The 26,457-nt window shown below is 58.2% G+C and carries 23 protein-coding genes; 1 reads left to right on the top strand and 22 read right to left on the bottom strand.

Annotation, left to right across the window (positions count from 1 at the left end; all coding sequences use genetic code 11):
* Positions 1-17: 17 nt before the first annotated feature.
* Entirely contained in the window at positions 18-1,130 is a 1,113-nt protein-coding gene (locus ACA069_RS05785) for an S-(hydroxymethyl)glutathione dehydrogenase/class III alcohol dehydrogenase (RefSeq protein WP_008081726.1), read from the bottom strand.
* Positions 1,131-1,246: 116 nt separating this feature from the next.
* Here ACA069_RS05785 and ACA069_RS05780 point away from each other — a divergent pair, with 116 nt between their 5' ends.
* Entirely contained in the window at positions 1,247-2,143 is an 897-nt protein-coding gene (locus ACA069_RS05780) for a LysR family transcriptional regulator (protein ID WP_497616671.1), read from the top strand.
* A 13-nt stretch (positions 2,144-2,156) separates the two neighbouring features.
* Here the strand turns inward: ACA069_RS05780 and ispD are convergent, their stop codons facing one another.
* From ispD to pyrH, 21 genes are all read right to left on the bottom strand, one after another.
* The gene (gene ispD, locus ACA069_RS05775) at positions 2,157-2,864 is read right to left on the bottom strand and encodes a 2-C-methyl-D-erythritol 4-phosphate cytidylyltransferase (RefSeq protein WP_489880871.1); all 708 of its coding nucleotides are present in this window, start codon (positions 2,862-2,864) and stop codon (positions 2,157-2,159) included.
* Positions 2,861-3,139: a cell division protein FtsB gene (gene ftsB / locus ACA069_RS05770; protein WP_095189352.1), complete on the bottom strand. Its 279-nt coding sequence runs from the start codon at positions 3,137-3,139 to the stop codon at positions 2,861-2,863. Before ftsB ends, ispD begins: the two co-directional genes overlap by 4 nt.
* 171 nt (positions 3,140-3,310) lie before the next feature.
* Positions 3,311-4,600 (bottom strand): phosphopyruvate hydratase, encoded by a 1,290-nt coding sequence (gene eno, locus ACA069_RS05765; protein WP_042557893.1) that lies wholly within the window; start codon positions 4,598-4,600, stop codon positions 3,311-3,313.
* Positions 4,601-4,756: 156 nt separating this feature from the next.
* Positions 4,757-5,602 carry a 3-deoxy-8-phosphooctulonate synthase gene (gene kdsA, locus ACA069_RS05760; protein WP_187679144.1) on the bottom strand — a complete coding sequence of 282 codons (846 nt, stop codon included), beginning with the start codon at positions 5,600-5,602 and terminating at the stop codon, positions 4,757-4,759.
* A 5-nt stretch (positions 5,603-5,607) separates the two neighbouring features.
* Entirely contained in the window at positions 5,608-7,239 is a 1,632-nt protein-coding gene (pyrG, locus tag ACA069_RS05755; protein ID WP_489880870.1) for a CTP synthase, read from the bottom strand.
* Positions 7,240-7,513: 274 nt separating this feature from the next.
* Complete coding sequence (tilS, locus tag ACA069_RS05750; protein WP_497616668.1) at positions 7,514-8,842, bottom strand: tRNA lysidine(34) synthetase TilS; 1,329 nt, start codon at positions 8,840-8,842, stop codon at positions 7,514-7,516.
* Between the two features lie 133 nt (positions 8,843-8,975).
* Positions 8,976-9,923 carry an acetyl-CoA carboxylase carboxyltransferase subunit alpha gene (locus ACA069_RS05745; protein ID WP_187679147.1) on the bottom strand — a complete coding sequence of 316 codons (948 nt, stop codon included), beginning with the start codon at positions 9,921-9,923 and terminating at the stop codon, positions 8,976-8,978.
* A 140-nt stretch (positions 9,924-10,063) separates the two neighbouring features.
* Complete coding sequence (gene dnaE / locus ACA069_RS05740) at positions 10,064-13,585, bottom strand: DNA polymerase III subunit alpha (protein WP_497616667.1); 3,522 nt, start codon at positions 13,583-13,585, stop codon at positions 10,064-10,066.
* Positions 13,586-13,661: 76 nt separating this feature from the next.
* Positions 13,662-14,288, bottom strand: a complete 627-nt coding sequence (rnhB, locus tag ACA069_RS05735; RefSeq protein ID WP_187679177.1) for a ribonuclease HII — start codon at positions 14,286-14,288, stop codon at positions 13,662-13,664.
* Positions 14,289-14,299: 11 nt separating this feature from the next.
* Positions 14,300-15,430: a lipid-A-disaccharide synthase gene (gene lpxB / locus ACA069_RS05730; protein ID WP_497616665.1), complete on the bottom strand. Its 1,131-nt coding sequence runs from the start codon at positions 15,428-15,430 to the stop codon at positions 14,300-14,302.
* A 2-nt stretch (positions 15,431-15,432) separates the two neighbouring features.
* The gene (gene lpxA / locus ACA069_RS05725; RefSeq protein ID WP_187679149.1) at positions 15,433-16,209 is read right to left on the bottom strand and encodes an acyl-ACP--UDP-N-acetylglucosamine O-acyltransferase; all 777 of its coding nucleotides are present in this window, start codon (positions 16,207-16,209) and stop codon (positions 15,433-15,435) included.
* Positions 16,206-16,646 (bottom strand): 3-hydroxyacyl-ACP dehydratase FabZ, encoded by a 441-nt coding sequence (fabZ, locus tag ACA069_RS05720; protein WP_003222142.1) that lies wholly within the window; start codon positions 16,644-16,646, stop codon positions 16,206-16,208. The genes lpxA and fabZ overlap by 4 nt, the downstream gene beginning before the upstream one ends.
* Positions 16,647-16,752: 106 nt before the next feature.
* Positions 16,753-17,808 carry a UDP-3-O-(3-hydroxymyristoyl)glucosamine N-acyltransferase gene (gene lpxD / locus ACA069_RS05715; protein ID WP_497616662.1) on the bottom strand — a complete coding sequence of 352 codons (1,056 nt, stop codon included), beginning with the start codon at positions 17,806-17,808 and terminating at the stop codon, positions 16,753-16,755.
* Positions 17,809-17,811: 3 nt separating this feature from the next.
* Positions 17,812-18,315 carry an OmpH/Skp family outer membrane protein gene (locus tag ACA069_RS05710; RefSeq protein ID WP_042557882.1) on the bottom strand — a complete coding sequence of 168 codons (504 nt, stop codon included), beginning with the start codon at positions 18,313-18,315 and terminating at the stop codon, positions 17,812-17,814.
* Between the two features lie 45 nt (positions 18,316-18,360).
* Positions 18,361-20,736 (bottom strand): outer membrane protein assembly factor BamA, encoded by a 2,376-nt coding sequence (gene bamA / locus ACA069_RS05705; RefSeq protein ID WP_187679151.1) that lies wholly within the window; start codon positions 20,734-20,736, stop codon positions 18,361-18,363.
* A gap of 74 nt (positions 20,737-20,810) precedes the next feature.
* A complete protein-coding gene (rseP, locus tag ACA069_RS05700; protein WP_187679152.1) occupies positions 20,811-22,163 on the bottom strand; it encodes a sigma E protease regulator RseP in 1,353 nt (450 codons plus the stop codon).
* Positions 22,164-22,217: 54 nt separating this feature from the next.
* Positions 22,218-23,408: a 1-deoxy-D-xylulose-5-phosphate reductoisomerase gene (ispC, locus tag ACA069_RS05695; protein ID WP_497616660.1), complete on the bottom strand. Its 1,191-nt coding sequence runs from the start codon at positions 23,406-23,408 to the stop codon at positions 22,218-22,220.
* Positions 23,405-24,211: a phosphatidate cytidylyltransferase gene (locus tag ACA069_RS05690; RefSeq protein WP_497616659.1), complete on the bottom strand. Its 807-nt coding sequence runs from the start codon at positions 24,209-24,211 to the stop codon at positions 23,405-23,407. Before ACA069_RS05690 ends, ispC begins: the two co-directional genes overlap by 4 nt.
* On the bottom strand, positions 24,211-24,966 hold the full coding sequence (uppS, locus tag ACA069_RS05685) for a polyprenyl diphosphate synthase (protein ID WP_103303033.1): 756 nt from the start codon (positions 24,964-24,966) through the stop codon (positions 24,211-24,213). The genes ACA069_RS05690 and uppS overlap by 1 nt, the downstream gene beginning before the upstream one ends.
* A 14-nt stretch (positions 24,967-24,980) precedes the next feature.
* Positions 24,981-25,538 carry a ribosome recycling factor gene (gene frr, locus ACA069_RS05680; RefSeq protein ID WP_187679155.1) on the bottom strand — a complete coding sequence of 186 codons (558 nt, stop codon included), beginning with the start codon at positions 25,536-25,538 and terminating at the stop codon, positions 24,981-24,983.
* Positions 25,535-26,278 (bottom strand): UMP kinase, encoded by a 744-nt coding sequence (gene pyrH, locus ACA069_RS05675; RefSeq protein ID WP_003222124.1) that lies wholly within the window; start codon positions 26,276-26,278, stop codon positions 25,535-25,537. Before pyrH ends, frr begins: the two co-directional genes overlap by 4 nt.
* Between the last annotated feature and the right edge of the window lie 179 nt (positions 26,279-26,457).

Raw genomic sequence — 26,457 nt, 5'->3', positions numbered from 1 at the left:
CATGTCACCACGATTGATCAGAAATGAATGACGGTGCGAATGCTCTTGCCTTCGTGCATCAGGTCGAACGCCTTGTTGATATCTTCCAGGCCCATGGTGTGGGTGATGAAAGTATCCAGCGGGATTTCGCCGCTTTGCGCCATGTCGACATAGCTTGGCAACTCGGTACGGCCGCGCACGCCACCGAACGCCGAACCGCGCCAGACGCGACCGGTGACCAACTGGAATGGACGGGTAGAAATTTCCTGACCCGCGCCGGCAACACCGATGATTACCGACTCGCCCCAGCCTTTATGGCAGCACTCAAGGGCTGCGCGCATCAGTTGCACGTTGCCGATGCATTCGAAGGAGAAGTCGACGCCGCCATCAGTCATGTCGACGATCACTTCCTGGATCGGACGATCGAAGTCTTTCGGGTTCACGCAGTCGGTGGCGCCGAGCTGCTTGGCGATTTCGAATTTGGCCGGGTTGATATCGATAGCGATGATGCGTGCTGCTTTGGCTTTCACTGCTCCGATCACCGCCGACAAACCGATGCCGCCCAGACCGAAAATCGCCACGGTGTCACCCGGTTTGACCTTGGCAGTATTGAGCACCGCACCAATACCGGTGGTGACACCGCAACCGAGCAGGCAAACCTTTTCCAGTGGCGCATCTTTAGAGATCTTGGCCACGGAGATTTCCGGCAACACGGTGTATTCCGAGAACGTCGAAGTACCCATGTAGTGGAAAATCGTTTCGCCCTTGTAGGAAAAGCGCGAAGTGCCATCCGGCATCAGGCCTTTGCCCTGAGTCGCACGAATCGCCTGACACAGGTTGGTCTTGCCCGACTTACAGAATTTGCACTGGCCGCATTCCGGGGTGTACAGCGGAATCACGTGATCGCCGACGGCAACTGACGTCACGCCTTCGCCGATGGCTTCAACGATGGCGCCACCTTCGTGGCCGAGGATCGACGGGAAGATGCCTTCCGGGTCAGCGCCGGACAGGGTGTAAGCGTCAGTGTGGCAAACGCCGGAAGCCACCACGCGCAGCAACACTTCACCAGCCTTGGGCATGGCGACATCGACTTCTACGATTTCCAGCGGCTTCTTGGCCTCGAAGGCAACGGCGGCGCGCGACTTGATCATGCTGACTCTCCAGTGAATCCATTGAATAAAAAACCAGACAAGGAGTGTAATACATGGCTTTACGATGAATAATCAGGCCAAAAGCAAAACATTATTGCCACACAGGGATAATCCCGATGTCCGAAAACCGCTGGGAAGGCATCGACGAGTTCGTCGCCGTCGCCGAATGCAGCCAGTTCACCGCCGCTGCCGACCGTCTTGGGGTTTCTTCCTCGCACATCAGTCGACAAATCGTACGACTGGAAGAGCGCTTGCAGACACGCCTGCTCTATCGCAGCACACGTCGCGTGACGCTGACCGAAGCCGGGCAAACCTTTCTCCAGCACTGTCAACGATTGCAGGACGGTCGCGAAGAAGCCTTGCGCGCGGTCGGTGATTTGACCAGCGAACCGAAGGGCATGCTGCGCATGACTTGCGCGGTGGCCTACGGCGAACGTTTTATCGTGCCGCTGGTGACGCGGTTCATGGGGCTGTACCCACAACTGCGCATCGACATTGAATTGAGTAACCGCCAACTCGATCTGGTGCATGAAGGGCTGGATCTGGCGATTCGTCTGGGTCGACTACAGGACTCGCGCTTGGTCGCCACACGGCTGGCGCCAAGGCGCATGTATTTGTGCGCATCACCGTCCTATGTCGAACGGTACGGACGCCCACACAGCTTGTCGGAATTGAGCCGGCACAATTGCCTTATCGGCAGTTCGGACATCTGGCAGCTTGAGCAAAACGGCCGGGAATTTTCCCAGCGGGTGCAGGGAAACTGGCGCTGCAACAGTGGGCAAGCGGTGCTGGATGCCGCGCTACAAGGGGTTGGATTGTGTCAGTTGCCGGATTATTACGTGCTGGAGCATCTGCACAGTGGCGCGTTGATTTCGTTGCTGGAGGCGCATCAGCCGCCGAACACGGCAGTGTGGGCGCTGTATCCGCAGCAGCGACATTTGTCGCCGAAGGTGCGCAAGTTGGTGGATTTTCTCAAGGAAGGATTGGCCGAGCGGCCGGAGTATCGAATTTAAAGGCTTTGATCTTCTAGCGGCGGTTAGTCCAACGCTGCCGCAACCATTCCAGATCTTCAGGACGGGTGACTTTCAGGTTGTCCGCCCGCCCTTCGATCAGACGCGGCGCCAGGCCCGCCCATTCCATCGCCGAGGCTTCATCGGTGATCACGGCATCCGCCACCAGGCTGTCCGCCAGCGCCCGATGCAACGCGCCAAGACGGAACATCTGCGGCGTATAGGCCTGCCAGATCACACTGCGATCCACGGTTTCGACCACACGACCGTTTTTGTCGACCCGTTTCAGCGTGTCGCGCGCAGGCACTGCGAGCAAACCACCCACCGGATCACTCGCCAGTTCAGCGAGTAACTTGTCGAGGTCATCGCGACTCAGGTTGGGCCGTGCCGCATCGTGCACCAGCACCCAATCCTCATCATCGGCACCTTGGGCATGCAGATGCAGCAAGGCATTGAGCACCGAACCGGAGCGCTCGGCACCGCCCTCAACCCGCTGAATACGCGGATCGTTGACGCAGGCGAGGTTCGGCCAATAAGGATCATCAACAGCAAGACTGACCACCAAGCCCTTGAGGCTCGGGTGATCAAGAAAACAGCCGAGGCTGTGTTCGAGAATTGTGCGCCCGCCCAGTTGCAAGTATTGCTTGGGACGGTCCGCGGCCATACGGGCACCGACGCCCGCGGCAGGAATCACGGCCCAGAAGGCCGGCAGGGAATCGATCATTGGGCCAACTGGTAAAGGGTTTCGCCGTCCTTGACCATGCCCAGCTCATGACGAGCACGCTCTTCAACGGTCTCCATGCCTTTCTTCAGCTCGCTGACTTCTGCGTCCATCACCCGGTTGCGCTCCAGCAAACCTTCGTTCTCGGCATGTTGCTCAGCAATCTGCTGATTCAGCTCGGCGACTTGCGCCAGACTGCCATTGCCCACCCACAGGCGGTACTGCAGACCGGCCAGCAGCAAGAGCAAAACGAGAAACAACCAGTAAGGACTGCGCATCGAATATCAGGTATCCAGTGAAAAAAGACAGCCACGCCAAAACTTTGAAACGTCTGATAGCACGAAGCCTGGAAGATCCAGGCTTGTGCTGTTAAGGCATCAGATTAGTGGCAAATCCATCGCTGTCACGACTTTTCCGACACAATCCGGTGTCTTTTTACCATTTACAACTTAGCCGCGGAACTCGGAGCGACCGTTGTACTTGGCTTTACCATTCAACTGCTCTTCGATACGCAGCAGTTGGTTGTACTTGGAAACGCGGTCGGAACGGCACAGCGAACCGGTCTTGATCTGGCCAGCCGAGGTGCCCACAGCCAGGTCGGCAATGGTCGAATCTTCGGTTTCGCCGGAGCGGTGCGAGATCACGGCGGTGTAACCGGCAGCCTTGGCCATCTGGATGGCTTCCAGGGTTTCGGTCAGGGTGCCGATCTGGTTGAACTTGATCAGGATCGAGTTGGCGATCTTTTTATCGATGCCTTCTTTCAGGATCTTGGTGTTGGTCACGAACAGGTCGTCGCCTACCAGTTGAACCTTCTCGCCGATCTTGTCGGTGAGGATCTTCCAGCCAGCCCAATCGGACTCGTCCAGACCGTCTTCGATGGAGATGATCGGGTAACGCTCGGTCAGGCCTTTGAGGTAGTCAGCGAAACCTTCAGCGGTGAACACCTGGCCTTCGCCGGACAGGTTGTACTTGCCGTCTTCGTAGAATTCGCTGGCCGCGCAGTCCAGTGCCAGGGTCACGTCGGTGCCCAGTTTGTAACCGGCGTTGGCCACGGCTTCGGAGATCACTTTCAAAGCGTCTTCGTTGGACGCCAGGTTCGGTGCGAAACCGCCTTCGTCGCCAACGGCAGTGCTCAGGCCACGGGCCTTCAGCACAGCTTTGAGGTGATGGAAAATCTCGGTGCCCATGCGCAGACCTTCCGAGAAAGACTTGGCGCCAACCGGCTGAACCATGAATTCCTGGATGTCGACGTTGTTATCGGCGTGCTCGCCACCGTTGATGATGTTCATCATCGGCACCGGCATCGAGTAAACACCCGGTGTGCCGTTCAGGTTGGCGATGTGTGCGTACAGCGGCAGATCCTGATCCTGTGCAGCAGCCTTGGCCGCAGCCAGGGACACGGCGAGGATGGCGTTGGCGCCCAGGGTCGCTTTGTTTTCAGTACCGTCGAGCTTGATCATCGCGTGATCCAGCGCTTTCTGGTCGCTTGGGTCGGTGCCCAGCAGCAGATCGCGGATCGGACCGTTGATGTTGGCTACCGCTTTGAGCACGCCCTTGCCCAGGTAACGGCTCTTGTCGCCATCACGCAGCTCGAGTGCTTCACGCGAGCCAGTGGATGCACCGGACGGCGCGCAAGCGCTGCCGATGATGCCGTTGTCGAGAAGCACGTCCGCTTCCACGGTGGGATTGCCACGGGAGTCGAGAACTTCACGACCTTTGATGTCGACGATTTTTGCCATTGTTGTAAACACTCCAAAGTTGACGAAAACGACGCAGCTAGAGGAAATCTTTTTACCGTCGGCAAGGGGTGTACGGCGGGCAGCTTGCAGACGATAACGCTCATGCCCGAGGGCATGAGCGACAAATCGTGCGGTACTTTACCGGAGAATTGAGGTTTACGCGGTTTCTACCGTCGGAAAACTCTTCACCAGCTCGTCCAGAGCTTTGAGCTGGGCCAGGAATGGCTCCAGTTTGTCCAGACGCAAGGCGCAAGGGCCGTCGCATTTGGCGTTGTCCGGATCCGGGTGAGCTTCGAGGAACAGACCTGCCAGGCCTTGGCTCATGCCAGCCTTGGCCAGATCCAGAACCTGCGCACGGCGACCGCCGGCGGAGTCGGAACGACCGCCAGGCATTTGCAGCGAGTGGGTCACGTCGAAGAATACCGGGTACTCGAACTGCTTCATGATGCCGAAGCCGAGCATGTCGACCACGAGGTTGTTGTAGCCGAAACTCGAACCACGCTCGCAGAGAATCAATTGATCGTTACCCGCTTCCACGCACTTGTTCAGGATGTGCTTCATTTCCTGAGGCGCGAGAAACTGGGCTTTCTTGATGTTGATGACAGCATTGGTCTTGGCCATCGCGACGACCAGATCGGTCTGGCGCGACAGGAAGGCCGGCAGTTGAATGATGTCGCAGACCTCCGCGACGACCGCAGCCTGGTCAGGCTCGTGGACGTCGGTGATGATCGGCACGCCGAAGGCTTGTTTGATGTCCTGGAAGATGCGCATGCCCTCTTCCAGGCCAGGACCGCGATAAGAGGCGACAGAAGAACGGTTGGCCTTGTCGAAACTGGCCTTGAACACGTAAGGGATGCCGAGTTTTTCGGTGACCTTCACGTACTCTTCGCAAACCTGCATGGCCATGTCACGGCTTTCCAGCACGTTCATGCCGCCGAACAGCACCATGGGTTTGTCGTTGGCAATCTCGATGTCGCCGACGCGGATGATCTTCTGTGCCATCGGGGTTACGCCTTCTTCTGGTGTTGAGCCAACGCTGCTTTGACAAAACCGCTGAACAGCGGATGGCCATCACGTGGTGTCGAGGTGAACTCAGGGTGGAACTGGCAAGCGACGAACCATGGATGATCCGGTGCTTCGACCACTTCAACCAGCGCAGCATCGGCGGAACGACCGGAGATTTTCAGGCCAGCTTCGATGATTTGCGGCAGCAGGTTGTTGTTCACTTCGTAACGGTGACGGTGACGCTCGACAATCACGTCCTTGCCGTAGCAATCGTGCACTTTGGAACCGGCTTCGAGCAGGCAGTCCTGAGCACCGAGGCGCATGGTGCCGCCCAGGTCAGACGATTCGGTACGCACTTCAACGGCGCCGGTGGCGTCTTCCCACTCGGTGATCAGACCGACAACCGGGTGACCGCTGGCGCGATCGAACTCGGTGGAGTTGGCGTCTTTCCAGCCCATCACGTTACGGGCGAACTCGATGACCGCCACTTGCATGCCGAGGCAGATGCCGAGGTAAGGAACCTTGTTTTCGCGAGCGTACTGAACGGCAGTGATCTTGCCTTCCACGCCACGCAGACCGAAGCCACCCGGTACCAGAATCGCGTCAACACCTTCCAGCAGCGCAGTGCCCTGGTTTTCGATGTCTTCGGAATCGATGTAGCGCAGGTTGACCTTGGTACGGTTGCTGATGCCGGCGTGACTCATCGCTTCAATCAGCGATTTGTAGGCGTCCAGCAGTTCCATGTACTTGCCGACCATGGCGATGGTGACTTCGTGTTCCGGGTTCAGCTTGGCATCTACGACCGCTTCCCACTCGGACAGGTCAGCGCTGCCGCATTGCAGGCCAAAACGCTCGACAACGAAATCATCCAGACCCTGGGAGTGCAGGATGCCCGGGATCTTGTAGATGGTGTCGGCGTCTTCCAGCGCGATCACCGCACGTTCTTCAACGTTGGTGAATTGCGCGATCTTGCGACGAGACGAAATGTCGATCGGGTGATCGGAACGGCAAACCAGTACGTCTGGCTGCAGGCCGATCGAACGCAGTTCCTTGACGGAGTGCTGGGTAGGTTTGGTCTTGGTTTCGCCAGCAGTGGCGATGTACGGAACCAGGGTCAAGTGCATCAGCATCGCGCGCTTGGCGCCGACTTCGAAACGCAACTGGCGGATGGCTTCGAGGAACGGTTGCGACTCGATGTCACCCACGGTGCCACCGATTTCGACCATCGCCACGTCAGCGTCACCGGCACCCTTGATGATGCGGCGCTTGATTTCGTCGGTGATGTGCGGAATCACCTGGATGGTTGCACCCAGGTAGTCACCACGGCGCTCTTTGCGCAGCACGTGCTCGTAGACACGGCCGGTGGTGAAGTTGTTGTTCTGGGTCATGGTCGTGCGGATGAACCGCTCGTAGTGGCCCAGGTCCAGGTCGGTCTCGGCGCCGTCGTGGGTGACGAACACTTCACCGTGCTGGAACGGGCTCATGGTGCCCGGGTCGACGTTGATGTACGGATCCAGCTTAAGCATGGTGACCTTAAGCCCCCGCGCCTCCAGGATGGCCGCCAATGAAGCCGAGGCAATGCCTTTCCCCAATGAAGAAACAACACCGCCCGTGACGAATATGTAGCGCGTCATGAAAAACCCTAGAAGTCTGCGTTAAAGCGGTACGAGCCGCCGGGGAAAGCGAAGGAAGGCCGAAGCCCCCGATCACCTGCATTAATCACAGTGCACCTTTCAAAAAAACCGCCGCGTTGGGACAGACCGGCAGATGAAACACCGGTACGTTGCTCGCTACACATTTTTTGGAATCGCCCAGCAAAGACTGCTTGGTAATCGGCAACTCCTGCAATTCAGGCGAATCCACAGAAGTTGTATCAAGAAGGGAGCGTAGTCTACCGGAATGCCCCTTTCATCTCAAACCTTGATCTTCGTCTGTTGGCTGCCAATGCAATTGCCAGCCGTCCTGCCCATTGCCATCAAGACCCGGCAGGTTCGCCACCGCGAGCAATTCTTCGCCGCGAAACAGCAGCGGCAATCTGCCACGCACGAAGCCCGGCACCGCGCGTTCATTGAGCAGCCGCTTAAGATCGCGACGGCCGCGATCCGCGAGATGCATCACTTCGCCGCCCTGACGATAGCGGATCTGCAACGGCCCGACGGGAGTCTGACCGCTGAACATGACACGTCCGTTATCGGGCAAGCGTAGCGGTGACGACAGGTCATGCCAGTCGCAACCGATCACCGGCGCACTCAGCCAGAGGCCGCTGAGCCACCACAGACGGCCGGCGCTGCGGTGCAATTCGCCATCGGCCAGACGCCAGACCGGTGAAGCGTCGAGAGAGGCCTCGCAAAGATTTGTCCAACCCGACCAATGGTCAGTGTCGGGCAAGCGTGTCAGTGGTTCGAGCCAGTGGCTCAGTGCATTGCGCTGACGGGCGGCGGAAAGATTTGCCAGCGGCGCCAGTTCCAGCGACGGCAGGCCTAGCCAGTCAAACTCACTTGGAAGGGTGGCCTCGGCCAGATCGATGTGCGCCAATTCGTCGAGCAAGCCTTGCGCTTCACGCAGATGCGCGGCGCTGCGGGCCATGTTGGCCTGAGCTTTTGGCCAGCGTTCACTCAGTAGCGGCATGACTTGATGGCGCAGATAATTGCGCGAAAGCTGCGAATCCTGATTCGACGGGTCTTCGATCCAGCGCAACTGTTGACTCTTTGCGTAGATTTCCAGCTCCGCTCGGGTGGCATCGAGCAACGGCCGAACCAAAGCCCCCTGCCCCAACGGACGCTGCTGTGGCATCCCCGAAAGGCCGCGCACTCCGGCACCGCGCATCAGACGAAAAAGCAGGGTTTCGGCTTGATCATCACGATGCTGACCGGTCAGCAAGACGTCATCAGACTGCGTCACCGAACTGAACACCGCATACCGCGCATCCCGCGCCGCCCGTTCCAGACTCGCCCCCGGTTGCACCGTCACCCGCTCCACTTGTAACGGAACCCCCAGCGCATCGCAGACAGACTGGCAATGCGCCGGCCACGCATCGGCCGCAGCCTGAAGGCCGTGATGGATATGGATGGCGCTTAGCGCCGGAAGGGATTCGGTTTTTGCGAGACAAGCGAGCAGATGCAGCAGGACAGTGGAATCGAGACCACCGGAGAAAGCGATGCGCCAATGAGCGGCATTGCGCCAAGGCTCAAGACTCAGCAGAAGCCTTGCAGGCAAATCAATCGATGATCGATCCATATCTTTCTCTTTGCCCAAATCAAATGTGGGAGCGAGCCTGCTCGCGATAGCGGTGTAACAGCCAACACATTGGTTGAATGTTACCCCCTCTTCGCGAGCAAGCTCGCTCCCACATGGGTATTGCGCAGTCGACTTAGAGACCGTAGCTCATCAGTCGATCATAACGGCGCTTCAACAGCGCTTCGTTGTCGAACTTCTTCAGCATCGCCAGTTGCGAGCTCAGCTCGGCACGGATCGAAGCCGCAGCGCTTGCCGGATCACGGTGCGCGCCGCCCAGAGGCTCGCCAATCACCTTGTCGACAATGCCCAGGCCCTTCAGACGCTCGGCGGTGATGCCCATCGCTTCAGCGGCATCCGGCGCTTTTTCGGCGGTTTTCCACAGAATCGACGCGCAACCTTCCGGCGAGATCACCGCATAGGTCGAGTATTGCAGCATGTTCAGCTGATCACAGACACCGATCGCCAAAGCACCGCCGGAACCACCTTCACCGATAACAGTGGCGATGATCGGGGTCTTCAGGCGCGACATGACCCGCAGGTTCCAGGCAATCGCTTCGCTCTGGTTGCGCTCTTCAGCGTCAATGCCAGGGTAGGCGCCCGGGGTGTCGATGAAGGTCAGGATAGGCATTTTGAAACGCTCGGCCATTTCCATCAGGCGACAGGCCTTGCGGTAGCCTTCCGGACGCGGCATACCAAAGTTGCGGCGTACCTTCTCGCGCACTTCACGGCCCTTCTGGTGACCGATGATCATCACCGGTTGATCGTCCAGACGGGCGATGCCGCCAACGATCGCAGCGTCGTCGGAGAAGTGACGGTCGCCGTGCAGTTCGTCGAACTCGGTGAAGATGTGCTCGATGTAATCGAGGGTGTACGGGCGTTTCGGGTGACGCGCCAGGCGTGCGATCTGCCAGCTGGTCAGCTTGCCGAAGATGTCTTCGGTCAGCGTTTTGCTCTTGTCCTGCAGGCGGGAGATCTCATCGCCGATATTCAGCGAATTGTCATTACCGACCAAGCGCAACTCTTCAATCTTGGCTTGCAGGTCGGCGATCGGCTGTTCGAAATCTAGAAAATTCGGGTTCATAGGCGTCCGTCTTGGGTCGTGTCCCAAATGAGCTTGGGCCGGCCGGTTGTCTATTCGCGCCCTACCTTAAGGAAAAGGCGCGCTAAGGTCGAGATTAAAAATTCAGGTCGCGGGCAAGGCGCTTGATGGCACCCTGCCGGTCAACGGTATTGGAGGAAGACGTTGTCTCGCCCGAACCGGTCACGCAGGGCTTGAATCAACGCATCCGCCGGGTCGATCCGCCAGGTCTCGCCGAACTGCAGCAAGGTCTTCGCATCAGGACTGGTGTACTCCATGGTGATCGGGCACGCCCCGCGGTGACGCTTGAGCAAATCACCCAACCAGCGTAGCTGATCGCCTTTCAGGTCCTGGGTCTGCAGTTTCAGACGCAGGCTCTCGGCAAGGTTGGTACGCGCATCTTCCATGCTCATCACCCGCTTGACCCGCAGGCGCAGGCCGCCGGAGAAGTCGTCGTTGCTGACCTCGCCTTCAACCACCACCATCGCGTCGGTCTGCAGCAGCGACTGTGCGGAATGGAACGCTTCGGCAAACAGCGACGCCTCGATCCGCCCGGAGCGGTCGTCAAGGGTGATGAAACCCATCTTGTCGCCCTTTTTGTTCTTCATCACCCGCAGGGCAATGATCATCCCCGCTACGGTCTGCGTATCGCGGGCCGGTTTCAGGTCGATGATGCGCTGACGGGCAAAACGGCGGATCTCGCCTTCGTATTCGTCAATCGGGTGACCGGTCAGGTACAGGCCCAAGGTGTCTTTTTCACCCTTGAGGCGTTCCTTGAGGGTCAGCTCCTTGGCCTTGCGATGAGTCGCGTAAACGTCGGCATCTTCCTCGACAAATAGCCCGCCAAACAGGTCGGCGTGACCACTGTCGTGGGTGCGAGCGGTTTGCTCGGCAGCCTTGATCGCCTCTTCCATCGCCGCCAGCAGCACGGCGCGGTTGCGGTCGATGTTGGCCTGATAAGCCTTTTGTTCGTCGTGGAAATACGGCCCAAGACGATCCAGTGCGCCGCTGCGGATCAGACCGTCGAGGGTGCGCTTATTAATGCGCTTGAGGTCGACACGGGCGCAGAAATCGAACAGATCCTTGAACGGGCCTTCCTGACGCGCCTCGGTGATCGCTTCCACCGGACCTTCGCCGACACCTTTGATCGCGCCGAGGCCATACACGATGCGGCCGTCGTCGTTCACCGTGAACTTGAATTCCGAAGTATTCACATCCGGCGCGTCGAGACGCAGCTTCATCGTGCGAATTTCTTCGATCAAGGTCACGACCTTGTCGGTGTTGTGCATGTCCGCCGACAGTACCGCAGCCATGAATGGCGCCGGGTAGTGGGTTTTCAACCAGGCCGTCTGGTACGACACCAGACCATAAGCGGCAGAGTGAGACTTGTTGAAGCCATAACCGGCGAATTTTTCCACCAGGTCGAAAATGTTACCGGCGAGGTCAGCGTCGATATTGTTGGTCTTGCAACCTTCAATGAAGCCGCCGCGCTGCTTGGCCATCTCTTCGGGTTTTTTCTTACCCATTGCCCGACGCAGCATGTCCGCACCGCCGAGGGTGTAACCGGCCATGACCTGAGCAATCTGCATCACCTGTTCCTGATACAGGATGATGCCGTACGTCGGCGCCAATACCGGCTTGAGGCCTTCGTATTGGTAGTCGGAGTGCGGATACGCCAGTTCGGCGCGACCGTGCTTACGGTTGATAAAGTCGTCAACCATGCCGGACTGCAGCGGGCCCGGACGGAACAGGGCCACCAGTGCGATCAAGTCTTCCAGACAGTCGGGCTTGAGCTTTTTGATCAGCTCTTTCATGCCGCGGGATTCAAGCTGGAAGACCGCTGTGGTTTCAGCTTTTTGCAGCAGCGTGTACGTCGGCTTGTCGTCCAGCGGGATAAACGCGATATCCAGCGGCGGCTCGTCGACCTTGGCGCGGTCACGGTTGATGGTCTTCAGAGCCCAGTCGATAACCGTGAGGGTGCGCAGACCGAGGAAGTCGAACTTCACCAGACCGGCCGCTTCAACGTCGTCCTTGTCGAACTGGGTTACCAGACCGTCACCGGCCTCGTCGCAATAGATCGGCGAAAAGTCAGTCAGCTTGGTCGGTGCGATCACCACACCACCGGCGTGCTTGCCGACGTTACGCACAACGCCTTCAAGCTTGCGCGCCATCTCCCAGATTTCCGCAGCCTCTTCATCGACCTTGATGAAGTCACGGAGGATTTCTTCCTGCTCGTAGGCTTTTTCCAGGGTCATGCCGACTTCGAACGGAATCATCTTCGACAGGCGATCCGCCAGGCCGTAGGACTTGCCCTGCACACGCGCCACATCTCGCACCACAGCCTTCGCCGCCATGGAACCGAAAGTGATGATCTGGCTTACCGCGTTGCGGCCGTATTTCTCGGCCACGTAGTCGATCACCCGGTCACGACCGTCCATGCAGAAGTCGACGTCGAAGTCGGGCATCGATACCCGTTCCGGGTTAAGGAAACGTTCGAACAGCAGGTCATATTCCAGCGGGTCAAGGTCAGTGATTTTCTGTACGTAAGCCACCAGCGAGCCGGCACCCGATCCACGGCCAGGACCTACTGGCACGCCGTTGCTCTTGGCCCACTGGATAAAGTCCATCACGATCAGGAAGTAACCCGGGAAGCCCATCTGGATGATGATATCCAGCTCGAAATTCAACCGGTCGACATAGACCTGACGTTTGGCCTCGTAATCTTCGGTGGTGTCTTTTGGCAGCAGAACCGCCAGTCGCTCCTCCAGACCGTCGAAGGACACTTTGCGGAAATACTCGTCGATGGTCATGCCATCGGGAATCGGGAAGTTGGGCAAGAAGTGCGTGCCCAGTTTCACGTCGATGTTGCAGCGCTTGGCAATCTCGACGGTGTTTTCGATGGCGTCGGGAATGTCGCTGAACAGCTCAGCCATTTCCTCGGCACTTTTGAGGTATTGCTGGTCGCTGTAATTCTTCGAACGCCGTGGATCATCGAGGGCGCGGCCCTCACCGATGCATACGCGGGTTTCGTGGGCAGCGAAGTCTTCCTGCTTGATGAAGCGCACATCGTTGGTGGCCACCAGCGGCGCGCCAAGCTTGTCAGCCAGGGCCACGGCGCCATGCAGTTGCTCTTCATCGTTGGGACGGTTGGTGCGCTGGATTTCCAGATAGAAGCGATCCGGGAACACGCTCATCCATTCGCGCGCCAGGGCTTCGGCTTCAGCCGGGTTGCCACCGATCAGCGCCATGCCGATCTCGCCTTCTTTGGCGGCGGACAGCATGATCAGGCCTTCGTTGGCTTCGGCGACCCACTGGCGCTCGATGATAATCATGCCGTTGCGCTGGCCGTCGATGAAGCCGCGCGAGATCAACTCGGTGAGGTTGCGATAACCCTTGGCGTTCATCACCAACAGACTGATTCGGCTCAGTGGCGCGTCCGGATCCTTGTTCGACAGCCAGAGGTCGGCGCCGCAGATCGGCTTGATGCCCGCGCCCATGGTGTTTTTATAGAATTTGACCAGGGAGCACATGTTGTTCTGATCGGTGACCGCCACGGCCGGCATGTTCATGCCGGTCAGCGCCTTGACCAGTGGCTTGATCCGCACCAGCCCGTCGACCAGGGAGTATTCAGTGTGCAGGCGTAGATGAACGAATGAAGCCGGCATAGTGATCCTGTCCAGTTACATAGAGACAACAAGGCCCGGATTGTACCGGGCCTCGAACAAAACATCAGCCTTGCGACTAAACCTGCGTCAGCCCTTCCAGTGCCTCGTATGCCTGACGCACCGGGGCGAACGAGCGCCGGTGAATCGGCGTCGGGCCAAGACGCACCAACGCTTCCAGATGAACGGGCGTCGGGTAGCCTTTATGGCCACCAATGCCGTAACCCGGGTAAATCAATTCGAATGCGGCCATCTCGCGGTCACGGCTGACCTTGGCCAGAATCGATGCCGCTGCGATGGCTGGAACCTTGCCGTCGCCCTGCACCACGGCTTCAGCGCGCATCGGCAATTGCGGGCAGCGGTTGCCATCGATCATCGCCAGTTTTGGCTGAATATGCAGGCCGGCCACGGCACGCTGCATGGCCAGCATGGTTGCGTGCAGAATGTTCAGTTCGTCGATTTCTTCGACCTCGGCACGAGCAATGCACCAGCTCAAGGCTTTTTCGATGATCTCGTCGTAAAGCTTTTCGCGTTTGGCTTCGGTGAGCTTTTTCGAGTCGTTGAGGCCAAGGATCGGCCGGTTTGGATCGAGAATCACCGCCGCCGTTACCACCGCACCGCACAATGGGCCGCGACCGACTTCATCGACACCGGCCACCAGCTCTTCGACTTCGGCGACCAGGGTGAAATCCAGGCCCATCTGCAGATCTTTTTTGCTCATCGTGTTTGACCGATCAGGTTGAGGACGGCATCCGCCGCCTGATTGGAAGCGTCCAGCCGCAGCGTGCGATGGATTTCGTCGAAGCCGCGAGTCTGCTCTTCACCGCCCTCGATCAGGGGCGAAAGGGTCTGTGCCAATGCCTCGACTGTCGCATCATCCTGCAACAGTTCCGGAACCAGCAGGCGCTGGGCCAGCAGGTTCGGCAGAGACACGTACGGGCTCTTGACCATGCGCTTGAGAATCCAGAACGTCAGCGGGGCCAGACGATAGGCCACCACCATCGGCCGCTTGTACAGCAAGGCTTCAAGGGTCGCCGTACCGGAGGCGATCAACACCGCATTGCACGCGGCCAGGGCCAGATGAGACTTGCCGTCGAGCAAGGTCACTGGCAAATCGCGGCCCGCGAGCAACTCTTCAAGTTGCATGCGGCGTTCTGCATTGGCGCAGGGTATGACGAAACGCAACCCGGGGCGCATGGCACGCAAACGCTCGGCGGTATCGAGGAAAAGCGCCCCCAGACGGGCGACTTCGCCACCACGGCTACCGGGCATCAATGCCACCAGCGGGCCGTCGGGCAGACCCAACTCGGCACGTGCAGCAGCGCGATCAGCCTCCAGCGGAATGGTATCGGCCAGCGTGTGACCGACGAACCGAACCGGCACGCCTTTCTCTTCGTAAAATTTTGCTTCGAACGGCAGCAGCGTCAACATCAGGTCGCAGCCTTCGCGAATCTTCAACACGCGCTTCTGCCGCCACGCCCACACCGACGGGCTGACGTAATGCACGGTCTTGATCCCGGCCTGACGCAGCTTGAGTTCGATATTGAGGTTGAAGTCCGGCGCATCGATGCCGATGAACACGTCAGGCTTTTCGGCGATCAGCGTGGCGATGAGTTCCTTGCGGCGCTTGAGCAACTCGCGCAACCGACCAAGCACCTCCACCAGCCCCATGACCGACAAGCGTTCCATGGGGAAGTAGGAGGTCAGGCCTTCGGCCTGCATCAACGGTCCACCGACACCGATAAATTCGACTGCCGGATGCTGTGCCTTTAGGGCGCGCATGAGACCGGCGCCCAGAATGTCACCGGAAGCCTCACCCGCTACCAGCGCAATACGCAGACTCGCCATGATCAGCGGGTGATGCCGCGAGTCGACGACTGGATCGAATCACGGAACACCGCGACTTCCGGGAACTGAGCAGCAGGTTCAGCCAGTTCGGCCAGTGCCTGCTCGACCGTCAGGCCTTGGCGATACACAGTCTTGTAGGCGCGACGCAGTGCGTGGATAGCGTCTTCGCTGAAACCACGACGGCGCATGCCTTCGAAGTTCATGCTGCGCGCTTCAGCCGGATTGCCAAACACGGTGACAAACGCCGGAACGTCTTTACCGATTGCCGTGCCCATACCGGAAAAGCTGTGGGCGCCGATGTGGCAGTACTGATGTACCAGGGTGAAACCGGAGAGGATCGCCCAGTCTTCGACGTGCACATGGCCGGCCAACGCGGTGTTGTTGACCAGGATGCAGTTGTTGCCGATGACGCTGTCGTGACCGATGTGGGCGTAAGCCATGATCAGGTTGTGATCGCCCAGCGTGGTTTCCGAACGGTCCTGCACGGTGCCACGGTGAATCGTCACGCCTTCACGGATGACGTTGTGGTCACCGATCACCAGACGAGTTTCTTCACCTTTGTATTTCAGATCGGGCGTGTCTTCGCCTACCGAGGAGAACTGGTAGATACGATTCTGCTTGCCGATGCGGGTCGGGCCTTTGAGGATCACATGCGGCCCGATTACGGTACCCTCGCCGATTTCCACACCTGCGCCGATGATCGACCACGGGCCGACCTCGACGCCGTCAGCCAGAACGGCCGACGGATCGATGATTGCGCGAGGGTCAATCAAACTCATAGCTTGCGTTCCGCACAGATGATTTCAGCAGAGCAGACTGGCTTGCCGTCGACCGAAGCCTGGCATTCGAATTTCCAGATCTGGCGCTTGCAGCTGATGAACTTGGCTTCGAGGATCAACTGATCGCCCGGCAACACTGGCTGGCGGAAACGCAGCTTGTCGGAACCGACGAAGTAATACAGGGTGCCGTCGGCCGGTTTGACGTCGAGCATTTTGAAACCGAGGATCCCGGCAGCCTGAGCCATCGCTTCGATGATCAGCACGCCCGGCATGATTGGGTGCGCAGGGAAGTGACCATTGAAGAAGGGTTCATTGATGCTGACATTCTTGTAGGCGCGAATGCGCTTGCCTTCAGTGTCCAGTTCCACCACCCGGTCCACCAGCAGGAACGGGTAACGGTGAGGCAGGTATTCGCGAATCTCGTTGATGTCCATCATTTCGGGGGGAAGCCTATGTAAAGATTGGGAGCGCGACTGACGCGCACTCCTCTAGCAAATCAAGGAGGCAGTCTAGAGGCTGTGCACACTTGATATGGAAATGGTATCAGCCATCTGATGAAGCATTGCCGTCAGGGGTCACTTCCCCTACGCGCTTTTCCAGCTGTTTCAAACGTCGCGCGATGTCATCGAGCTGACGGATGCGTGCCGCGCTTTTGCGCCATTCGGCAGCCGGTTGCATGGCTGTGCCGGAAGAATAGGCACCCGGCTCGGTAATCGAGTGGGTCACCATGGTCATCCCGGTCAGGAAAACGTTGTCGCAAATATCAATGTGCCCGACCAGACCGACACCGCCAGCGAGCATGCAATGCTTGCCGATTTTGGTGCTGCCGGAGATCCCGACGCACGCAGCCATGGCGGTGTGATCACCGACCTGGACGTTGTGGGCGATCTGGATCTGGTTGTCGAGCTTAACGCCATTGCCGATCACGGTATCGGCCAACGCACCGCGGTCGATGGCGGTATTCACGCCAATCTCCACATCGTCGCCGATGGTCACGCCACCGATCTGGGCGATTTTCTGCCAGATACCTTTTTCGTTGGCAAAGCCAAAGCCTTCCCCACCGAGTACGGCACCGGACTGGATAACCACACGCTTGCCGATGCGCACATCGTGATACAGCGTCACCCGTGGAGCAAGCCAGCCGCCCTCACCGATTTCGCTGCGTGCACCGACCACACAATGGGCGCCGAGCGTGACTTGCGCTGCAATCCGCGCACCGGCCTCGATCACCACGAAAGGACCGATGCTGGCGGTTGGATCAACCACCGCATCGGCAGCAATTACCGCCGAGGGATGAATCCCCGCAGTGGCTTTTGGCTTGGGATCGAACAAGTGAGAGATACGCGCATAGGCCAGGTAAGGATCCGGCACCACCAATGCATTACCGGCAAAACCTTCGGCATCCGCTTCCTTGAGCAGCAAGGCTGCAGCCTGCGAACCCGGGAGGTATTTGCGATATTGAGGATTTGCCAGAAAGCTCAACTGAGCTGGGCCAGCCTCTTGCAAAGTGGCTAGCCCAGTAATTTTCTTCTCCGGGTCGCCACGCAGGGTGGCGCCGAGGAACTCGGCCAACTGGCCGAGCTTGATAGTCACGGTCATGGGTTACTTCAGCTGATTCATGCGCTCGATAACCTGGCGCGTGATGTCGTACTGAGGTTTGACATCAATCACTGCGCCACGCTCGAACACCAGGTCAAAACCACCTTTCTTGATGACTTCTTCCACTGCGCCATCCAGTTTCGGCTTCAGTTGCTTGAGCATTTCGCGGTCGGCAACGGCTTTGGCTTCGTTGAGTTCCTTGGACTGGAACTGGAAGTCACGGGCCTTTTGCTTGAATTCCAGCTCCAGACGCTCGCGCTCACCTTGCTGCATCTTGTCGCCACCGGCCATCAGACGATCCTGAATGCCCTTGGCGCTGCTTTCGAGAGTTTTCAGCTTGGTCAGTTGCGGACCGAACTTCTTCTCGGCATCCACGGCGTATTTCTTCGCCGCGTCGGATTCCAGCAATGCCATCTGATAGTTCAGAACAGCGATTTTCATGTCGGCGAACGCCGGACCTGCCACCAGTACGGAGGCCAGAAGAACCAATTGAGTCAACTTACGCACGATGCACCCCTACAAAATCCATTGTCGTTATCTTGGGTCAGACGCTTAGAACGTCTGGCCGAGGGAGAATTGGAACACTTGAGTTTCAGCTTCATCCGGTTTCTTGATCGGCATTGCCAACGCGAAGCTCAGAGGACCCAGCGCGGTGACCCAGGTCACGCCTACACCGACGGAACTGGCCATGTTGCTCAGACTGATGTCGTTGCACTTGGTGTTCGACGACGAGCCGTTGGCGTTGGTGGTGTCCTTGCACTGCGAGTCGAAAACGTTACCCACATCCCAGAATACCGAGGTACGCAGGGAGCGCTGATCCTTGACGAACGGCAGTGGGAACAGCACCTCAACACCGCCCTGGATCAGGACGTTGCCACCGAACGGCAGTGGATCCTGGTCCGGGTCAGCAATGGTGCCCGGATTCGTGCCACGACTCGGGGTACTGCGCGGGCCCAGCGTACTGTCCTTGAAGCCACGTACCGAGTTGAAACCACCAGCATAGTAGTTTTCATAGAACGGCAAGCCGTCTGTGGAACCATAACCATCGCCATAACCCAGCTCGGTGTGCAGGCGCAGAGTGTAGTTTTCGCTGATCGGCTGGAACAGCTGACCACGGTAGTCAAGTTTGTAGAAAGACAGGTCGCTGCCCGGGATGGTGGTTTCCAGGGTCAGGCTCTGGGAACGACCACGGGTTGGCAGTACGCCTTTGTTCAACGTCGATTCGGACCAGCCGGCCGACGCCTTGAAGTTCAGGTACTGATCGCCTTCCTTGTTAACGAAGTCGAAAATCTCGTCAACGGTGTATTTACCGGTATTGATCTTGTCCTGCTGAGCAGACAGGCCGAAGGTCAGACGCGAAGTCTCACTGATCGGGTAACCAACGTTAGCGCCTACACCCAGACTGTCTACTGCGTAGCTCGAGATATCCGCGTCGAGCTCATCATAGTCAGTGGTGCGATAGAACGCGTTGTAACCTAGGCTCACGCCATCGGCGGTCCAGTAGGGGTCAACGTAGCCGAAGTTGTAGCGGCTCTGGTATTCGCTGCGGGTCAGGCCAACGCTGACGCGGTTACCGGTACCGAGGAAGTTGTTCTGGGTGATCGAACCACCGAGGATCAGACCGGCACTCTGGGCGAAACCGACACTGGCGGTAATCGAACCGGAAGCCTGCTCTTCAACGCTGTAGTTCACATCCACCTGGTCGTCGACACCTGGAACAGCCGGAGTCTCGACGTTCACTTCTTTAAAGAAGCCCAGACGCTCAAGACGGGTCTTGGACTGGTCGATCAGGTAGGTCGAAGCCCAGCCACCTTCCATCTGACGCATTTCGCGACGCAGCACTTCGTCTTCGGACTTGGTGTTGCCACGGAAGTTGATGCGGTTGACGTAGGCGCGCTTGCCCGGGTCGACAGCGAACAGGATGTCCACGGTGTGATCATCATCGTGCGGCTGAGGCACGCCGTTGACGTTGGCGAAGGTGTAACCCTCGTTACCCAGACGACGGGTGATCAATTCAGATGTGGTGGTCATCAGCTTGCGCGAGAACACCTGGCCTTTCTGCACCAGCAGCAAGGACTTGACTTGATCTTCAGGGACTTTCAGGTCACCGCTGAGTTTGACGTCACGAACGGTGTACTTTTCACCTTCGGTCACGTTGACGGTGATATAGACATGCTTCTTGTCCGGGGTGATGGACACCTGGGTCGAAGCGATATCCATGTTGATATAGCCGCGATCCAGGTAGTAGGAGCGCAGACGCTCCAGGTCACCGGAAAGCTTTTCACGGGCGTATTTGTCATCGTTCTTGAAGAACGACAGCCAGTTGGTGGTTTTCAGTTCGAACAGGTCGGTCAGGTCTTCCTCGGGGAAAACCGTGTTGCCCACCACGTTGATGTGCTGAATGGCCGCAACGGTGCCTTCGTTGATCTTCACTTTCAGACCAACACGGTTACGCGGCTGCGATACCACTTCGGTATCGACCGTAGCCGAATAGCGACCCTGCGCGACGTACTGACGTTGCAGTTCGTTACGAACACCTTCGAGGGTGGCGCGCTGGAAGATCTCGCCTTCGGACAGACCGGATTGTTTCAAGCCTTTCATCAGGTCTTCAGTGGAGATCGCTTTGTTGCCTTCGATCTCGATACTGGCGACCGACGGACGCTCGACAACCGTGATGACCAGAACGTTGCCTTCGCGGCCCAGCTGGATATCTTGAAAGAAACCGGTTTTGAACAACGCACGAGTGGATTCCACCAGGCGACGATCATCCGCCTGCTCACCGACGTTCAACGGCAAGGCACCAAAGACACTACCCGCGGAGACCCGCTGGAGGCCATTGACGCGAATATCAGAGATAGTGAAGGACTCGGCGTGAACTTCGGCGATCATCAATACGGTGAGAACCGCAGTTAGCAGCAGACGTTTCATGAAGTCCTTTCTTATTCCAACTGGCAATAAACAAACTGCCGCAAAATGCGGCAGATTCGCAATTCAGCGAAGCTTTACAGTCGACCCAGATCGTTGACCAGAGCAAGCAACATCACCCCGACCACCAAACTGATACCGATCTGTATCCCCCAACCTTGCACCCGATCCGACAAGGGACGACCACGCGCCCACTCGATCAGATAAAACAACAAATGCCCCCCATCCAGTACAGGAATGGGCAGCAAATTCAGAACTCCCAGGCTAATACTCAGATAAGCAAGGAAATTCAAGAAATCAGCGACGCCCGACTGGGCAGAAGCGCCCGCCACTTTAGCAATGGTTATCGGTCCACTCAAGTTTTTTACCGAGAGCTCGCCGAACAGCATTTTCTTCAGTGAATCCAGCGTGAGAATGCTCATGGTCCAAGTACGACGGGCGCCCTCGCCAATCGCGGCCAACGGCCCATAACTGACTTCGCGGATCATCTCCGGTGGCCAGTCGACAGCTTTTACACCCGCACCCAGATAACCGCTTGGCGACTTGCTTTCACCGCGCGCAGCCAAGGTCACAGGGACATCGATTGAAGCACCATCACGCTCGACACGCAGCACGATTTTGGTATCAGGACGCGTACGAACGGTATCGACCACTTGCTGCCAGTCGTTGAGCGCCTGGCCGTCGAGCGCCAGCAGACGATCACCGGTTTTCAGGCCGGCAGCCTGAGCCGGGCCTTTTGGATCAAGTTCGGCTAGCACCGGCGGCAAGGCCGGACGCCAAGGACGAATACCCAAAGAGCGAATCGGATCAGGCTCATCTGCGCCCTTGAGCCAGTTATCCAGCACCAGCTCACGTGGCGAATCAACGGTAGTGCCCTGCTCGCGCATCAGCAACTGCAACGAACCGCTTTCACCGAGTCGACGTACCAGCTGCAAATTGACAGCCGCCCAACCGGTCGTTGGCTCGCCATCAATCGCGACGATCTCCTGACCCGCACCCAAACCAGCCTTGGCGGCGATACTGCCGGACTCTACCGCACCGATGACCGGGCGGACCTGCTCGCTACCGAGCATCGCCAGCACCCAGAAGAACACCAGGGCCAACAGGAAGTTGGCAACAGGGCCGGCCGCTACAATAGCGATACGCTGACGAACGGACTTGCGATTGAACGACTGATCCAACTGATCGACCGGCACCTCGCCTTCGCGCTCGTCGAGCATCTTGACGTAGCCACCCAGCGGAATTGCAGCCACAACAAATTCAGTGCCCTGCTTGTCGTGCCAGCGCAGCAACGGCATGCCGAAGCCTACGGAAAAGCGCAGAACCTTGACGCCACAGCGACGCGCGACCCAGAAGTGGCCGAATTCGTGAAAGGTGACCAGCACACCCAAGGCGATCAGGGTGCCGGCAATCATATAGAGCGCGCTCATCTACTTTCTCCGCAATCCTGTTCAGTGCCGCTTATAGCCATTGTGTTGCAAAACCTATCGAGCGTGACGTTTTAGCCATTGCTCGGCCAGGACTCGCGCTTTGGCGTCTGCCGTGAACACGGCATCGAGATCATCCAGCGCCACAACTGATTCGAGGTTCAAGACCTCCTCGATGATACTCGCGATTTCCAGGTAACGAACCCGTCCGTCGAGAAACGCTGCCACCGCTACTTCGTTCGCTGCATTGAGCATTGCTGGTGCACTGTCGCCTGCCTCGGCAGCTTGCCGTGCGAGACGCAGACATGGGAAGCGCTCTTCATCGGGCGCCTCGAAGTCCAGACGCGCGATCGCAAACAGGTCCAACGGTGCCACACCGGAGTCGATGCGCTCCGGCCAGGCCAGTGCATTGGCGATCGGCGTGCGCATGTCAGGATTGCCCAACTGCGCCAGCACCGAGCCATCGACATAATCGACCAGAGAGTGAATCACGCTCTGCGGGTGAATCACCACTTCGACCTGCGAAGGTTTTGCATCAAACAACCAGCAGGCCTCGATCAACTCGAGACCTTTATTCATCATGCTGGCCGAATCGACTGAAATCTTGCGCCCCATGGACCAGTTTGGATGCGCGCACGCCTGATCAGGTGAAACATTCGCCAATTCACTCACGGGCGTCTGTCGGAACGGGCCACCAGAGGCTGTGAGTAAAATCCGACGGACACCGACACTGCTCAAACCACGAGCGAAATCCCGCGGCATGCATTGGAAAATCGCGTTGTGTTCGCTGTCGATCGGCAGCAGCACCGAACCGCTTTTGCGTACCGCCTGCATGAACAAGGCGCCGGACATCACCAGCGCCTCTTTATTTGCCAGGAGGATCTTCTTGCCCGCTTCAACGGCAGCCAAAGTCGGACGCAGACCAGCCGCACCAACAATGGCCGCCATGACTGCGTCAACTTCCGGAGCAGAAGCGACCTGACACAGGCCCTCCTCCCCCACCAGCACGCGGGTCGGTAAACCGGCGGCGCGCAAATCATCCTGCAGACCACGTGCTGCGGCGACTTCCGGCACCACGGCAAATTGCGGTACATGACGCACGCACAAGGCCAACAGCTCACTCAAACGCGTAAACCCGCTCAACGCGAAAACCTGATATCGCTCTGGATGACGCGCAATGACATCAAGGGTGCTCAGACCAATCGAGCCTGTCGCACCCAGAACGGTAATCTGTTGCGGACGGCTCACGGCGCAGCCATCCACAGCAATACGGCGAAGACTGGAATGGCCGCTGTCAGGCTATCGATGCGATCGAGCACGCCGCCATGACCCGGCAGCAGGTTGCTGCTGTCCTTGATACCGGACTGACGCTTGAACATGCTTTCGGTCAGGTCACCCACAACAGAGATGAACACGATCAGCGCAGCACCCATCAAGCCCTTGAGCAATTCAGCTACCGTCCAGTCACGCACCAGACCGACAATGGCGGTAATCACCAGACTCAGCGCCAGACCACCGTACACACCTTCCCAGCTTTTACCCGGGCTGACTTGAGGGGCCAACTTGCGCTTGCCGAATGCACGACCAGAGAAGTAGGCACCAATATCGGCACCCCAGACCAATACCATCACCGCCATGATCAGCCAGTTACCCAGCGGGTACTGCTTGATCTGCACCAGACCTTGCCAGGCCGGCAGCAGGATCAACAGACCGATCACCAGTTTGGTGGCGGCACCGGACCAATGCTCGCTGGACTTCGGATAGGTCAGCACCAGATACGTCGCGACCGCCCACCAAAGTACCGAAGCACCCAGCACCCAAGGCGCAAGACCGGGCAGCACATACATGACGAACAACATCAACGCGACGACGGCAGCAAAACCGACGCGAAACGATTGCGCGGTGAAGCCGGCCAGACGCGCCCATTCCCAGGCACCCAGACTTACGACCAGACCGATGAACAGCGCAAAACCGGAACCCTGGAGCAGGAAAAACCCACACAGGGCAATCGGCAGCAGGATCAGCGCAGTGATGATTCGTTGTTTAAGCATTAAACCCGGGCTCCAGCTTCAACCTGTTCGCTCGTTTTACCGAAACGACGTTGGCGCGAAGCGAAATCGGCCAGCGCATTGCGCATGGCATCGTGTTTGAAGTCCGGCCAGAACAGGTCGGAGAAGTACAACTCGGCGTATGCCAGTTGCCACAGCAGGAAGTTACTGATGCGGTGCTCGCCACCGGTACGGATGCACAGATCCGGCAACGGCAAATCGCCGGTCGCCAGACAGGTTTGCAGCAGATCAGGGGTGATGTCTTCCGGGCGCAGATGCCCGGCCTGAACTTCACGCGCCAGGCGCTGCGCGGCTTGCGCGATATCCCACTGACCACCGTAGTTGGCGGCGATCTGCAGGATGAAACGGTTGGCGCCCGCAGTCATCGCCTCGGCTTCGCGCATTGCGGTTTGAAGCTCCGGATGAAAGCGCGAGCGATCGCCAATGATGCGCAGGCTGATGTTGTTATCGTTGAGACGCTTGGCCTCACGACGTAACGCCTTGAAGAACAGATCCATCAAGGCGCTGACCTCATCGGCCGGACGCTGCCAGTTTTCACTGGAAAAGGCGAAAAGGGTCAGTACCTCAACCTTGGCCTCAGCGCACACCTCGATTACAGCCCGTACAGCATCAACGCCCGCTTTATGCCCGGCGACACCCGGCATAAAGCGTTTTTTCGCCCAGCGATTGTTGCCATCCATGATGATCGCGACATGGCGCGGCACCGCGGACGGCGCAGTCTGCTTGGTCTTGTCCATTAAAAGCTCGACCCTTATACGGCCATCAAGTCCGCTTCTTTTTGCTTGGTGGCTGCGTCGATATCAGCCTCAGCCTTGTCAGTCAGCTTCTGAATGTCCGCAGCAGCACGACGCTCTTCGTCTTCGCTGATTTCCTTGTCCTTGACCAGCTTCTTCAGCTCACCCAACGCATCACGACGAATGTTGCGCACGGCAACACGAGCGTCTTCAGCTGCACTGCGCGCCTGCTTGGTAAACCCCTTACGGGTTTCTTCGGTCAGGGCAGGCATGGAGATCAGCAGCAACTCGCCGAGGTTGGTCGGGTTGAGGTTCAGGCCGGCACTCTGGATTGCCTTGTCGACTGCCGCGAGCATGTTGCGCTCAAACGCCACGACTTGCAGGGTGCGCGAGTCTTTTACAGTGATATTGGCTACTTGGGTGATGGAGGTGTCTGCGCCGTAGTACGGCACCATCACGCTGCCCAGGATGCTTGGGTGTGCCTTGCCGGTGCGAATCTGACCGAATGCATGGGACAGGGAATCCAGGGACTTCTGCATGCGCTCTTGAGCGTCTTTCTTGATTTCATTGATCATTGTTGGCCTTCCTCGATCAGGGTTCCTTCTGCGCCGCCGTGAACAATGTTCAGCAGGGCACCAGGCTTGTTCATGTTGAATACGCGCAGCGGCATCTTGTGGTCGCGGCACAGGCAAATAGCAGTCAGATCCATTACACCCAGCTTGCGATCCAGCACTTCATCATATGTCAGATGATCGAACTTCTCGGCATGCGGGTCTTTGAACGGATCTGCGGTGTAGACGCCATCGACCTTGGTCGCCTTGAGCACAACATCGGCATCGATTTCGATTGCACGCAGGCAGGCTGCCGAATCCGTGGTGAAGAACGGATTGCCGGTACCGGCCGCGAAAATCACGACATCTTTGGAGTTCAGATGGCGCATGGCTTTGCGGCGATCATAGTGATCGGTCACGCCAACCATGGAAATGGCCGACATCACGATGGCCGAGATATTGGCACGCTCCAGCGCGTCGCGCATGGCCAGAGCGTTCATCACAGTGGCCAGCATGCCCATGTGGTCGCCTGTCACCCGATCCATACCGGCTTTGCTCAAGGCTTCGCCACGGAACAGATTGCCACCGCCGATCACCAGACCGACCTGTACGCCGATGCCGACCAATTGGCCGACTTCCAGCGCCATGCGATCCAGCACCTTTGGATCAATCCCGAACTCTTCCGACCCCATCAGGGCCTCGCCGCTAAGCTTGAGTAGAATGCGTTTATAGCGAGCCTGATAACCACTGCCCTGCTGAGCCATTGCGAATCTCTCCTGCGGCGTATTTAAAATTCTTTGCGAGCTGTTTACAGCTGGCGTTCACTCTAGCTTGGCGCTGCTTCAGCGCCATCGGAACATGGCTTTGTAAGTCAGTTCCAAGTGGAAACCAATAAAAATTGGCTACCCCATCTGAAAAGAGGCTGCGCGCGTGAGCGGGCAGC

This window comes from Pseudomonas sp. LBUM1652 (genome assembly GCF_059716105.1).
The sequence above is the reverse complement of the archived record's forward strand: the minus strand, read 5'-3'. Positions and strand labels throughout refer to the sequence as shown.